The organism is Solimicrobium silvestre (assembly GCF_002976435.1).
Taxonomy (GTDB): domain Bacteria; phylum Pseudomonadota; class Gammaproteobacteria; order Burkholderiales; family Burkholderiaceae_D; genus Solimicrobium; species Solimicrobium silvestre.
In genome coordinates this window covers 13,245-26,075 of record NZ_PUGF01000022.1, presented here as the reverse complement: position 1 = coordinate 26,075, position 12,831 = coordinate 13,245, and the positions used below count along the sequence as shown (strand labels likewise).

The window sequence follows — 12,831 nt, the reverse complement described above, 5'->3', positions numbered from 1 at the left end:
ATTATTGCCCCGTAATTCGTCAAAATCTTACCTTGAACCGGTATTTTCCTGTGGCGATTTCCGACGTATTGCCCGATTCATCAACTACTTTTTAATCTGATGCTCAAGTGATGAATTTTCAAACGGGAATTCATCGCCGAATATGCTCGCCATATTGTTTTCTATCATAGACGTTAATAATTTGCTAAATTTCATCGCTACCCAACAGATGAATCACATAGATTAAGCAGGTAAGCAATAAAGCACCCAAGGTTGTTAACGTCAATAGAAAATTAATCATATCTGCTCCGACAATTTAGCCACGCATATTTTTGTTGATCATCCCTACAAACCATCAGGGTCATTTGCAGCGTTCGTTAGAAAATCACACATGGAATTTTCTTGAATGACTTGCAGAGCAATTATCACGACATTGGCAAATCGATTCTGTTCGACAGCGCACACATGGGCATCAAGGACAAACCCATCAACATTTCAGTTAACTACTGATTTTGTAGCTACAAATACGCAGCACTCTTCTAATAAAGCCGATCTTGCTTGCCTCATGAGAAAGTTGACCTCAAATTCAGCCATAAATAAGTTCGAAAAATGGCATACTAATTCTTTTGTAGTTAATCAATTACCCAACACCCCAAAGGAAAATCATGGAAGAACCAGTTGAAACCACAGCACCCCAACGCGACGCCTTCCTGGAAGAAAAAGCGTTTAAGTCACGCACCGTCCTGCTATTCGGACAAATCAACGATGTAGTGGCGCGCGATGTCGTCAGACAGTTAATCGCCATGTCCGGCGAGTCCAGGGAACCGATCAATTTTCTGGTTTGCTCACCTGGCGGGCATGTAGAGTCCGGCGATGTGATCCATGACGTGATCCGTTTCATTGACGCACCGGTCAATATGATCGGCAGCGGCTGGGTTGGCAGTGCGGCGGTGAATGTGTTCTTATCGGTGCCGAAAAAGCGCCGTTTTTGCTTGCAAAATACCCGTTTTTTAATTCATCAGCCTAGTGGTGGAGTTGGTGGGCAAGCGTCCGATATTGCGATTCAGGCGCGTGAAATTATTCGGGTACGGGAAAGAATCGGTGCCCTGATCGCCAAGGAAACCGGACAAAAACCAGAAAAAGTAATGCTCGACATCGAACGCGATTTTTGGATGTCTGCACCGGAAGCGATTGAATATGGTCTGGTGTCTAAATCTATCGTAAGCGCCAAGGAAATTTCCTAGCATGGCACGGTTGGGCAAATAAACTATTTGCCCAACTTAAGATCTGTCGGCATTCAAATGGGGGCCAGACTGGATTAATTAATTTCAGCAGGTAGGCAAAAAAAACCCATGTTGACCACTGTAATTAAAGCTTTGTTCTACAGCAGAACAGTGTGGAAAACCGTTGTAGTGGTGGCGTATTGCTACAAATAGCAAAACTACCCCAATGTCGCCTGAATACTCGTACTCAAAAATTCCCGCATTACCTGCACGCGAGAACTGGCTTTTAAATCACGGTGATACACCAGCCAAATATCTCTGCATAATTTCGTTTTACTTAATTCAATTTCACGTAAATCAGGTTCAACATCACCAACATAACGCGGCAGCATCACAATGCCAATGCCGTGCCTGGCTGCCTGTATTTGTGCATTCGCGCTATTGCTCACCAACACAGCAGGTTGGGTTTTGAACTGTTGCGCCAGCCACTCCACCATCGGTAAATGCGCCCAATCCTGCCCCCAGCTAATATAGTTATTGCTTACCTCGTGATGCTTGCTGACATACGTAGCAAAAGGCATTTTTCCGAGCGGATGCACGATGTAATCTTGCTCACCAACTTTCCCGCCGGGTGCAACCAAACGTAGCGCCAAGTCAGCTTCCCGCCGATTTAAATCAGCTAACCGTATATCAACCGCTAATTCCACCTGCAAATCTGGATGCGCTTGATATAGCTTAGGTAAATTAGGCACAATCAAATGGCTGGCCATCATCTCGGCACAGGCCAAACGCACCAGGCCAGAAACGCTCTGGGTCGGCGAGTCTGGCTTTTGATGGCGCTCCAAAGCCAGCAAAGCCTGTTCCACACTCGCTATTAACTCCAGCACTTCCTTACCTTGATCAGTCAGCAAATAACCGCTTTGCTGGCGCAAAAACAGTGTTTGCCCAAGACTGGTTTCCAATTGCTGGATATGCCGCGATACGGTAGATGCGCTGGTGCCCAGTAACTTGGCCGCATGGGTTAAACCACCGTGCCGCGCGACGGTTAACGCGTATTTAAGGTCATTCCAATCGAAATCTACATTTCCTATTTTTGGAAGATGATTTGCCATAATTTGCCATATATTTTTCAATAATAGAAACTTATAGTAGCGCATATTCACTTTAAAAGGAAAGATGATGAACCGGATTTATTTACGCTTAATTGGGGCCACCTTTTTATGGGCCACGGTTTTTCATGTCGGAAAATTTGCGTTAGCCGAATTTTCACCGTTAGCGATCGCCACTTGGCGCTATAGCATTGCCGCCATTATCTTACTTGCCATGACGCTGCCTGCGATCCGCAGTAACTGGCAGCAAATAAAATCACACTGGCCGATATTGTTCATCTTAGCGCTGCTCGGCGTAGTGGGTTTTGCGCTGTTTATATTTTATGGCTTACGCTTAACTAGCCCAGTAAATGCCTCGTTAATCATGGCGTTTAATCCTGCCCTGATCATCGTTTTGTCATCACTATTTAATCGTGAGCCTGTCAGCCGTCAGCAAATAAGTGGCTTGCTGCTTGGTTTATGCGGAGTATTAATTGTAGTTTCACATGCGTCGCTGAATGCGCTGATCAATCTCAGTTTTTCCAAGGGGGATTTATTGGTCGGCGTTGCCAGTCTGTGCTGGGCGGCATATTGTGTCCTGCCAAAACGCTACGCGAGCAGCATACCTAGTGCGCAACTGAGTGCCGTTACCATCATCACAGCGGCCATATTGATGTTAGTCATGGCAGGATTTTCCGCATCAGACATGCCGCAACTGCCGCGCACCGGCATGCTATTCGTATTATTGTTTTTGGGGTTGTTTGGCACCGTTATCCCTTACTTATGGTGGAACCAGGGCGTACAAAAAATTGGCCCGGCCAAAGCAGGTGTATTTATGAATTTGGTGCCGATTTTTGCCAGCCTGATTGGTGTCGTATTAGGCCAGCAATTGCAAGCAAGTCAACTAGCGGGTGCTTCGCTAGTGATTATAGGGGTGTTAATTACCAGCATTAAGTTTAATAAAGCGGGTAACAAGGTGATGAACAAAAATGATCAACACAAACTAGCGGCATTTAAATGAGTAGGCGGGCGTGCACATAACGTGCTCGCCCGGATTTTACTCAAGCGCGCCGATGATCCAATTGATAGGCTCTAAACAACTTACGCTGGGAGCTTGAGCTTTTCATTAACTCGCTAAGTTGTGCCATTCTTGGCTCAGTAATGTCGCGGATTTTTCTGTCATCTGCCAAAATTTTATTAATGACACAGACTTTCTTCTCGCGCTGCTCATTGGCCAGCACGACCGGAACGTCGTTGTCTTTAATAGCTTGCACTTGCAAGCTACACTTCTCTTCCAATTTGGCTAACAAAGTCCAATTATTGCTCTGTGCTGCACCCACCATTTGATCAGTGAGGCTGGCAACATTTTCATAGATAGTCATTAATTCTTGGCTAGTCATTTTCAACTCACATAACTCAATTCAATTAAGGAAAACATGAACGACTTCACACCACGATATGGCTCGACTTGCGCGGCGCAAGTGCATCTTTAGGGGTGCCAACATACTCTGCCTGCTTCGCTTTAACCGGTGCAATTTGTTCCCATGCACCTCTTAAATCGTTCAACAACGTTTTAACTTCGAGCAATCTTTTAGTGTCGTTTTTTAGATTCGCCATAAATAATTGTTTCGCCATATAGCTATACAAGGCGTCCAGATTTTTAGCTAATTCGCCTCCAACGTCTTTATTCAGGCTTGCACGTAAACCGCTTTCAACAATAGAAATAGCATGTGTAATCGAACGTCCCTTTTCTGGAATTTTTCCTGCTTCTATTTGCTGAATGGCGTTGTAAATTGCCATAATTGCGCCATCAAACAACAACATAATTAATTTATGCGGATCGGCGGCAATTACCCCCGTTTCCATACTCACTTTTGAATAAGCATTTGCGGCATTTCTTGGTGAATATCCAAACATATAACCTCCATATTTCAAACTGCTCTATTTTTATATTCCCAGAACGTCGGGTGAACACAACTATTCAATCTTTCCGGTTTACTTGTATTATTTACTTATGTTAACCAGACGAACTAGACGAAGAAAGTGAAGCTAATTGTTGTGTTAAAAATGTTTGGGTACTGGTTAATTTACTGATCGTGACATCCAAAGCAGAATATTCGGCCTGAAGGTTAGTCAATATTTGCTGATTAAGATTATTGTCGGAAGCCACTGAGCTCTGTATTCCCGTAATCGTTGCGTTTAATCCAGCAGTAGCTGACGCAATTTGGCCATTCTTACCTAACACTGACGTCATCAAATTATTTAATTCGTTGATATAGCCTTGTGTGTAATTGATCGTGCCGCGCGAACCCAAACCACCGCCGTTGACCAACACACTCAACCCGGTTGAATTACCAAGAATACTCGTTAGAGTTTGGCCACTTCCAGTCGCGGACACGCCATTAATAGTGCCTGCTACGTCAACACCAGCGGTTGTTATTGGAGCACCGCCCAGCAGATCTGACTCACCGTCCCCGCCAGTAATTGAAGCGGCTGACTTAGAGCCATATAAATTGGAAGTAATGGTTAAAACGCCGCCATTTTGAGTCACCGTCGCGGTTCCCCCTGCCACAGTAAATGAATTATTGGTATTAATTGCCGTTTGCAGTGCGTCTGCCAAACTAGCACTGGTATATGTTCCAGCAGCAAGGGTAACGTTAGAAGTAACGCCATTTAAATCAACTTGCAATGTGTCATTAACACCCGAAGTAATCGTGAGGTTCGCTGCTGCACTGCCAGCGGTATTAGCCTGCGTCGCCAATTGACTGATGTTGACGGCATAAGCACCCGGCTGAGTGGCACTCGTCGTACCGGTATAGTTTATTAATGAATCGGTTGATGAGCCGGTTGAGGCAAATAAGCCCGCGACCGCAGTAGGATTACTCGCCAATGCCGTTTGTAACGTGGTGCTATTCACACTCAATGTGCCATCACTATTAAAACTAACCCCAACCTGTGCCAACATAGAAAGCGTACTAGACGCGCCCGGCACCGGATTATCTAAAACACCTTGCATCTGACTAAGAATTGACACCACGCTGTTTTGCCCTTGCAATGGGCCTGATTGCTTAGTGCTTGAGTCATATGCAGTGGCTTGAGAAATAGTAGATTCAATTGTGTTGTAGGCCTTCACAAAGGAATTAATGGCATTCACCGTACCGGTATTAGTTTGCGAAATAGAAAGCGTGGTTGGGCTAGTCAGGTTAGTTGATAATAAATTGAGCGTTACCCCCGGAATAACCGTGCTATCCGTATTTGTACTACTAGAGATTGCAAGCCCATTCAACGTGAATTGGGCATTTTGTGCAGCGGATGTTTGCGTTAAATTTTGGCCGGTCGTTGATGTTGGATCCTGGTCCAGTAAACTTGACAGCGCAGGGTCACCGCTAACCGATATTTGCAAGCTGTTTGCCGCACCTGTCGCCGTTGAGGTTAACGACAGTCGATTTGGTGTGCTACTTCCGTCATTCAAAATGCTCGCTGTTACGCCAATATTTGCCGCATTGATCGCTGCAGCAATCCCGGTAAGTGAGTCGTCCGCGCTAGTAATAGTGACTGTTTTAGCTGCTGCACCTGAATTAGTAAAAGTAGTGCCAGCACCATACTGACCATTCGTCACAGTACCGTTCGTAGTGCCCAGATTAAACGAGATGGTGCCAACGCCAATTGCACTGGTAGTACTTGCTTGCCCAGCTGCGATCAGCGTTTGTGATTGCGCTAACTGGTTAACTTGCAGCGAATAAGTACCTACCGCCGCAGCCGAAGTTGCCGACACCGTAGCAACCGCACTATTTGCAATAGTTGCACTTTGGCTTTGGTATTGGCTAATATTGTTTAGACTTTGTAATGAAGTTTGAAATTGAGATAAAGCACTCTGTAGTGATCCAAAAGCACTTACCGTAGTTTGATCACCCGCTTCTTGATTTTGCAATAAATTGACAGGCTCATCCTGCACAGCCATAAGCTGACTAATAATGCTGCTCGCATTTAATCCAGAGCCGATGCCAAGGGAAGAGATAATTCCTAGCCCTGTCGATGCGGAACTGTTCGCTACATCATTAACACTCATTTCATTTCTCCCTTGCCCATTTCCTCACAACTATAGCTAGTTAACGGTCATTTCAATACAAACTTTAACGCTGGTAAAGCGGCTTTAATTACTGAATTACTTAGAAAACAGCGTTGAATTGAGCTGTTTTTTTTTCATTATTTTTAGTTTCGCTCAAGCAATTAGGACTTACACAAAACTGTTCCTACAAGGATAGATGCAGCAGAGAATTCAACAACACCGTTGTTGCCTGCGAAACGATACTGGCGGTTTTGCATAAGTCCTAACAATAAAAAAGCAGGTTCGACTCATGGCTGAACCTGCAATTAAAACCATTTAATCACTACTTAATCCAACAACTGACTATGCTTCTTGATTAATTACTTTCCCTAATTTTTGGCCTAATACCATCGACATTTGTATTATTTCCTCGGAAGGAATTTGCCTGATAACCTTGCCATTTACTGGGTCAATTACCTGCACTACCACGCGCTTACTGCTCGGATCTACTGCAAATTGAACAGCTTGTGAATTTCCATTCGCGTTTAAAGAAGCGTTAATGTTATCTACCGCTTGTTTAACTTGCGCTAATGTCGGAGTGGGAGCTGCTGGTGCAGGTGCTGGTGCAGATACATGAGGAGAACCAGCGGCCGAAACGGGAATTGGGGCTGGTGTTGAAACTGGAGCTGGTGTTGGGGCTAGTTGCGGTGTTTTTGATGCACCGGGACTAGACTGCACAGTGCTTGCTGCAGGACCCCCTAAGATACTTACGTCCATGACATCACCTTCCCAATGAGTTCCCCGACCGAAGCCGGGGGGATACTTTGTACTATTCTAAACTGGCTAAACTAGCTCAATTTATCGGAGAAGTGCTAAAACTCCGTTAGGTAATGAGTTTGCTTGCGCCAACATTGCGGTACCAGCTTGTTGCAAGATCTGACCACGAGACAAATTGGTCGTTTCAGCAGCAAAGTTAGTATCTTGCTCTGTACTTAATGAGCTTGATAAGTTCAATGAAGCCGTTTGTAAATTACTTCCTGCCGCAGTAAATCGATTTTCTAAGGAACCTAATGACGCACGTGAAGTATTTATCTGAGCAATTGCCGCATCAATAATATCCAGCGCAGAATTTGCCCCTGTCGGTGTGCCATTCCCAGAAACCGTTGTTAAGTTAATGCTACCAACTGTATTTAACGTACTACCATTTGCAGTGACTACACTAAAAAGTCCACCGGTTGCAGCAGTACCTACGGAAGTCGTGATTGCAAATCCACCTTGACTTGCGAAGGTAATGTTACCGCCAACAACAGCTGTGGTAGTAGTTGACGCCGCAGATGAAAGCGTAACTGCAGCACCTGCGGTGAAAACTGGTGCAGCTTGAGTTCCGGTATTAACTGTACCGGCAAGAGTTAAATTGTTCGTTCCTGTATTTGTTACAGCAATATCAGCGCCATTTGTATTACTCAGCGTGATACCTGCAGCAGTAAGGCTTGCAGTAACTCCGGTATTACCAGTTTGTAAATTAATTGCATTCACAGCAGCTGAGTATCCGGAACTAACTGAATACGAAGCATTAATACCAACACCATCAATATTAAATGTCTGCGTACCAGCAGTAACAAAAGCCAGCGTTGCGGTTGTTGTCGCATTGGCAGTGATACCAGTAGATGAAGTTAAATTATTGATAGATGTTGCAATTGATTGTGCTGAGGAACTAATCGCTACCGAAATAGTTTGAGTAGTACCGTTACCTTGAACAGTCAATGTTTGCAATTGAACGTTATTAACCGCACTAACTGAGGATGACACTACCCCAGCCTCTGTAATTGCATCACCGGCTGCAACACCCGCACCACCAGTTAAACTCACCACGTTATTACCCAGAGCTGTTTGCTGTGCATTACCAATACCAAAACTAATGGTTTGTCCTGCATTCGCACCCACTTGAAATTGTAAGTTGGATAATGATCCGTCGATCAGATTAATACCGTTGTATTGCGTTGTTGTGGAAACTTGTTGAAGTTCCGCTTGAAGCTGAGTAATTTGAACTTGCAGTGAGGCAAGATCGGTTGTGGAGTTTGTACCATTCGCAGCCTCAACAGCTAGGGAACGCATACTTTGCAATAAAGAGTTGGTCGTTGCTAAACCACCGTCGGCAGTTTGTAGCATTGAAATACCAGTGCTAGCATTTTGGGCTGCCTGATCTAAACCGCTTAATTGTGAAGACATCCGACTTGCAATCGCCAAACCTGCAGGGTCATCTGTGGCGCTGTTAATTCTCAAACCGGAAGACAAACGTTGTATTGAAGTACTCAACGACATTTGCGATTTGTTTAAATTATCTTCTGTTTGTAACGCGATAATATTCGTGTTGATTGCGTCTAGCATGATATTCCCCTTGCCTAAGTTATCTGAAATGGCGAATCGCCTCAAACTTTGGTCTATTTCTCGTTGACTACTCGACCGCCGTTGTTACAGGTATCGGTCAACTCTGAAAAATATTGAGCACTATATAATTTTTTTCAGGGCTAAAGTTTTTCTATCTACTACGTTCATCGGCAAGTTTGGAAATTACTTTAGGGTTAATTTAGGCATTTTTTTTGACTTATTTTCATTAAAAGCTTGAGGAAGTATGGCAATAATGAAAATGAACTTAAGTTTTTGAACACAATTTAAGAGGAACCTTCTACCCTTTTTAGTTGCAACTGCGTAGCAACATTAGCAATTACTGTATCCCACTCCTGCTCCCAGGGCTTATGGAAGATACGCGCCGTCGAATACCAACAGATTTCGGAGGTACCTAAAGTTTGCCATTCAAAGCCGCTGATCATCATCCAGGTTGGTACACCAAGCGCGGCCGCCAGAATGGCTGCCGAAGTTGGTGCAGAAATGACCAAATCTAGCGCTTTTGTTAGTGCTGCCGCTTCATCCAGATCATTAAATAAATCCACTTCAGCAAAAGAATGAATCTCAATACCAAAAGCATGCTTCGCCGCCTCCAGCTCAGCGGAGCATTCATCGTATTGAAGATTAATGAAACGCACACCTGGAGTAGCAAAAATTGGCCCCCATTGGTCTAATTGAGTGCAATACAGCGGTCGATTCCCCACCATATTGCCGCTACGCCAACAAATTCCAACAGTCAGCTCCGGCCCAAGCGCGGCCAAACGCTCCTTCCAATCAGCAACACGGTCTGCATTCGGCTCAAGATAGTGCGTTTTCTTTGGAAAACTGGCAATAGTCGGTCGTAACCAGCGTGCCAGAGAGCCGGCGGCTGATTGAACATCAATGACATTACTCAATTCAGACAACTGCTGAACGTCGTTAATAGCAACAATTTTCGCTGCGGGGAAAGATCGGCTAAATAAGGGCAGTAATTTTTTATTGCAAGCGATAATGCATTGCTTAAAACGCGGAATCAGGTCTTCTATCATATTGGCAAACATAATTTCATCACCAATACCCTGCTCTCCCCAAATCAAAATCGTTTTATCCGGCATGACTTCCCCTTGCCACCAGGGATAAGGGAAATGGTGCTGTTTAACCGGCCCGGTTCCCCTAATCCAGCGGAACTCATAACCCTTCCAACCTTGATCAAGTTTTCCTAATGCCAGCATGGTGATGCTGATGTTCCAATGGGTATTAAAGTTTTGTGGGGCAAGGGCAGCAGCATGATGTAAAAACTTTTCTGCTCCAGCCAAATCACCTTGTTCCTGACACGCGATGCCGAGATACATATAGGCATCGGCACAATTCTGATCAAGCGCAATCGCTTTCAGACAATAGGATGACGCCATCGGGAAATTTTTTACTTCAATATATGTAGCGGCTAAGTTTGAATATGAAATCACATAATTTGGATCAAGCTCTAAGGCGCGTTGATAGCATTGAATTGCGTTTGCAAAATCATATTGACATCGTAAAACCGTACCCAAGTTATCAAATGCCTTAGCACTACCGGGTTGGAGTTGTATCGTTTTTCTAAAACTTTCACTTGCCTCGTCATACAGCTCTAAATTAAATAGGGCAACGCCGAGGTTCAGATGTGCTTCCGCATAATCAGCTTGTAGAGCAAGTGCTTTTCGATGATTTTCAACAGCCTGAGCAAACTTTCCCAAATCTTTTAACAGCATTCCATAATTGCAGTAGTACATGGCAACTAATGGATTTGCCGCAATAGAACGGCTCATCAGGTCTTCGGCAATCGGATATTGCTTGTTTTGATAGGCGATTACGCCCAAAAAGTGAAGTGCGTGTGCATGATCAGGCTCAATTTGCAGAATCGCCTCATAAATTTCTTGTGCTTCTTTCTGCTGGCCTTGCTGATGATGAGTTATCGCTGTTTCGATGGCGCTGGCAATCCATTGTGCTTCTTGTTGATTGGCTGATGCATGAAGCAATTCTTTAGCCATGCAGCAGTTTTTATATTTTTTCCCACTGCCACAAGCGCACAAATCGTTGCGTCCCATTTTTTTCATCATCAGCGCGCCCTGGTTAGATTTGTTATCCATTATGTTGTGCCACCTGCTGCTTCAAAAGTACGGCAATATTCTCCATAATCAACTCCCAAGGCTGATCCCAATTTCTATGGATGGTTTTTAAACTGGAATACCAACAATTTTCCGAAGTACCCATCAGTTGCCAATTAAAGCCACTCACCATTTGCCAGGTCGGCACGCCCAACGCCCCGGACAGAATGCTTGCTGAGGTGGGTGCAGAAATGACCAGATCCAACGCTTTATTCAGGGCTGCCGTTTCATCAATATCGTCATATAAATCAACTTCAGAAAACGCATGCACTTCAATGCCAAACTGCTCTTTAGCCTGCGCCAGCTCCAAAGAGCATTCGTCGTACTGCAGATTAACAAACGTCACACCCGGCACGGAAAAAATTGGCCCCCATTGCTCGATTTGAGTGCAATAAAATATTCTATCGCCGGAGATATTGCCGCTGCGCCAGCAAATACCTACCTTAAGTTCTGGCCCCAGTTCGGCCAATCGTGCTTTCCAATACAAAACCCGATCTTGGTCAGGCTTAAGAAAATATGGTTTATGCGGAAAGCGTTCAAGCGTAGGGCGCAACCAGCGCGCCATAGAACCAAGCGCCGACTGAACATCAATGGTGTGATGCAAACTGGCTAACTGGCTTGCATCTTCCAGGTCAATCACTTGTGCTTTGGGGAAAGAACGGCTAAATAAAGGAATGACTTTTTTTGTGCAAGCAAAGATGCAGTGTTTGACCAATGGAATCAACTCTTCCAACATGCTGGAAAACATCATTTGGTCGCCAATACCCTGCTCGCCCCAGACGAAAATCGTTTTATCCTGCAACGACTCACCCAACCACCAAGGGTAAGGATAGTGCCGCATCGGCTCTGGCTGGTTTTCTTGATACCAGCGAAATTCGTATCCTTTCCAGCCTTGATCAAAATTACCCAATGCCAACATAACCAGGCTACGTGCGCAATGCAAATTCATGTAGTTCGGATTTAGCGATGCCCCATGATCAAAAAATACCAAACTACCCGTTAAATTACCTTGTTCATGACAGGCAATGCCCAGGTTGTAATAAGAATTGAAATGCGCTGGATTTAGCGCTATTGCTTTCAGCGAATAAGCTGAAACGGCGTCAAAGTTTTTAAGTACGATGTTGGATGAAGACAGGTTAATGTAAGCATCAACATAAGTCGGGTCTAGCTCCAGCACCCGTTGGTTGCACTGAATTGCGCCGATGTGATCACCCTGCAATCGCAAGGCGATACCCAGGTTATAAAATGCCTCCTTAAAATCAGGGTTAAGCGCAATTGCCTTACGGTAATTTTCTATCGCTTCGTCGTCCCTTCCCATCGCAACTAGCGTTACGCCAAGATTAAGATAGGCAAACGCATTATCAGGCTGAAGCTCGATGGCTTTTAGCTGACATTCAACCGCTTCCTGAAATTTACTTTGCGCCTTGAGTATCAAGCTCAAATTCACCAAATAGTACGAATTCGAGATATTTGTAGGATTAGAAGCAATAGAACGACGAACCAATTGTTCCGCTTTGGCATACTCTTCGGCTTGAAAAGAAATCATTCCAGAGAAATGCAACGCCTCTGGTTCATTCGGGTTTAGTCGCAAAATTGCATCATAGTGAGCGAGCGCTTCCTGCAATTTGCCTTCCAGACGCTCTTTATTTGCCACTTCTAACAGCGCAGGGAGTGCGGCAATGTCACTTAAGCGGTTTAAAGACGGGGAAATTTCACGCTTTTCCAAGGATGGTTGCATGCAACAATGTTTAAACTTTTTCTTGCTGCCACAAAAACAAGGATCATTGCGACCGGGTTTATTCATTAAAGCAAGCCTTTATGAATTAAGATGATTTGCAACAACGCGCTAGAAAAGACAGGACATCTTCTTAAAATTTAGCTAAACATTCATTAACTTAAAGCACTATTCCGTTATATTAGAACATAAATGCCCTTTTTACTGCATCGTTGAAACTGTTAGGGCT

At 44.4% G+C, this 12,831-nt stretch carries 10 protein-coding genes; 2 read left to right on the top strand and 8 right to left on the bottom strand.

All coding sequences use genetic code 11. The features are described 5' to 3' along the window. The first annotated feature begins 644 nt into the window (after positions 1-644). Positions 645-1,223 (top strand): ATP-dependent Clp protease proteolytic subunit, encoded by a 579-nt coding sequence (locus tag S2091_RS18880; protein ID WP_105533521.1) that lies wholly within the window; start codon positions 645-647, stop codon positions 1,221-1,223. A 197-nt stretch (positions 1,224-1,420) separates the two neighbouring features. Here S2091_RS18880 and S2091_RS18875 read toward each other — a convergent pair whose 3' ends face one another. Continuing rightward, a complete protein-coding gene (locus tag S2091_RS18875; RefSeq protein ID WP_165795031.1) occupies positions 1,421-2,314 on the bottom strand; it encodes a LysR family transcriptional regulator in 894 nt (297 codons plus the stop codon). A gap of 64 nt (positions 2,315-2,378) precedes the next feature. Here S2091_RS18875 and S2091_RS18870 point away from each other — a divergent pair, with 64 nt between their 5' ends. Beyond that, positions 2,379-3,311 (top strand): DMT family transporter, encoded by a 933-nt coding sequence (locus S2091_RS18870; protein WP_105533519.1) that lies wholly within the window; start codon positions 2,379-2,381, stop codon positions 3,309-3,311. Between the two features lie 40 nt (positions 3,312-3,351). Here the strand turns inward: S2091_RS18870 and S2091_RS18865 are convergent, their stop codons facing one another. The 7 genes from S2091_RS18865 to S2091_RS18835 all read right to left on the bottom strand — a co-directional run bounded on the left by S2091_RS18865 (position 3,352) and on the right by S2091_RS18835 (position 12,671). After that, a complete protein-coding gene (locus S2091_RS18865; protein ID WP_105533518.1) occupies positions 3,352-3,690 on the bottom strand; it encodes a flagellar protein FliT in 339 nt (112 codons plus the stop codon). A 46-nt stretch (positions 3,691-3,736) separates the two neighbouring features. Further along, positions 3,737-4,207: a flagellar export chaperone FliS gene (gene fliS / locus S2091_RS18860; protein WP_105533517.1), complete on the bottom strand. Its 471-nt coding sequence runs from the start codon at positions 4,205-4,207 to the stop codon at positions 3,737-3,739. Positions 4,208-4,307: 100 nt separating this feature from the next. After that, complete coding sequence (fliD, locus tag S2091_RS18855; RefSeq protein WP_105533516.1) at positions 4,308-6,359, bottom strand: flagellar filament capping protein FliD; 2,052 nt, start codon at positions 6,357-6,359, stop codon at positions 4,308-4,310. A gap of 342 nt (positions 6,360-6,701) precedes the next feature. Continuing rightward, positions 6,702-7,115, bottom strand: coding sequence for a flagellar protein FlaG (locus tag S2091_RS18850; protein WP_105533515.1), 414 nt, complete (start codon positions 7,113-7,115; stop codon positions 6,702-6,704). 81 nt (positions 7,116-7,196) lie between these two features. After that, positions 7,197-8,726, bottom strand: a complete 1,530-nt coding sequence (locus S2091_RS18845; RefSeq protein ID WP_105533514.1) for a flagellin N-terminal helical domain-containing protein — start codon at positions 8,724-8,726, stop codon at positions 7,197-7,199. Between the two features lie 284 nt (positions 8,727-9,010). Continuing rightward, positions 9,011-10,849 carry a tetratricopeptide repeat protein gene (locus S2091_RS18840; protein WP_105533513.1) on the bottom strand — a complete coding sequence of 613 codons (1,839 nt, stop codon included), beginning with the start codon at positions 10,847-10,849 and terminating at the stop codon, positions 9,011-9,013. Continuing rightward, positions 10,842-12,671, bottom strand: a complete 1,830-nt coding sequence (locus tag S2091_RS18835; protein ID WP_105533512.1) for a tetratricopeptide repeat protein — start codon at positions 12,669-12,671, stop codon at positions 10,842-10,844. The genes S2091_RS18840 and S2091_RS18835 overlap by 8 nt, the downstream gene beginning before the upstream one ends. Between the last annotated feature and the right edge of the window lie 160 nt (positions 12,672-12,831).

What these genes read in the sequence shown, in the direction of transcription:
- S2091_RS18845 (WP_105533514.1), bottom strand. Translation starts at nt 8,726, where the DNA reads ATGCTAGACGCAATCAACACGAATATTATCGCGTTACAAACAGAAGAT.
- S2091_RS18835 (WP_105533512.1), bottom strand. Translation starts at nt 12,671, where the DNA reads ATGAATAAACCCGGTCGCAATGATCCTTGTTTTTGTGGCAGCAAGAAA.
- S2091_RS18865 (WP_105533518.1), bottom strand. Translation starts at nt 3,690, where the DNA reads ATGACTAGCCAAGAATTAATGACTATCTATGAAAATGTTGCCAGCCTC.
- S2091_RS18880 (WP_105533521.1), top strand. Translation starts at nt 645, where the DNA reads ATGGAAGAACCAGTTGAAACCACAGCACCCCAACGCGACGCCTTCCTG.
- fliD (WP_105533516.1), bottom strand. Translation starts at nt 6,359, where the DNA reads ATGAGTGTTAATGATGTAGCGAACAGTTCCGCATCGACAGGGCTAGGA.
- S2091_RS18870 (WP_105533519.1), top strand. Translation starts at nt 2,379, where the DNA reads ATGATGAACCGGATTTATTTACGCTTAATTGGGGCCACCTTTTTATGG.
- S2091_RS18850 (WP_105533515.1), bottom strand. Translation starts at nt 7,115, where the DNA reads ATGGACGTAAGTATCTTAGGGGGTCCTGCAGCAAGCACTGTGCAGTCT.
- fliS (WP_105533517.1), bottom strand. Translation starts at nt 4,207, where the DNA reads ATGTTTGGATATTCACCAAGAAATGCCGCAAATGCTTATTCAAAAGTG.
- S2091_RS18875 (WP_165795031.1), bottom strand. Translation starts at nt 2,314, where the DNA reads ATGGCAAATCATCTTCCAAAAATAGGAAATGTAGATTTCGATTGGAAT.
- S2091_RS18840 (WP_105533513.1), bottom strand. Translation starts at nt 10,849, where the DNA reads ATGGATAACAAATCTAACCAGGGCGCGCTGATGATGAAAAAAATGGGA.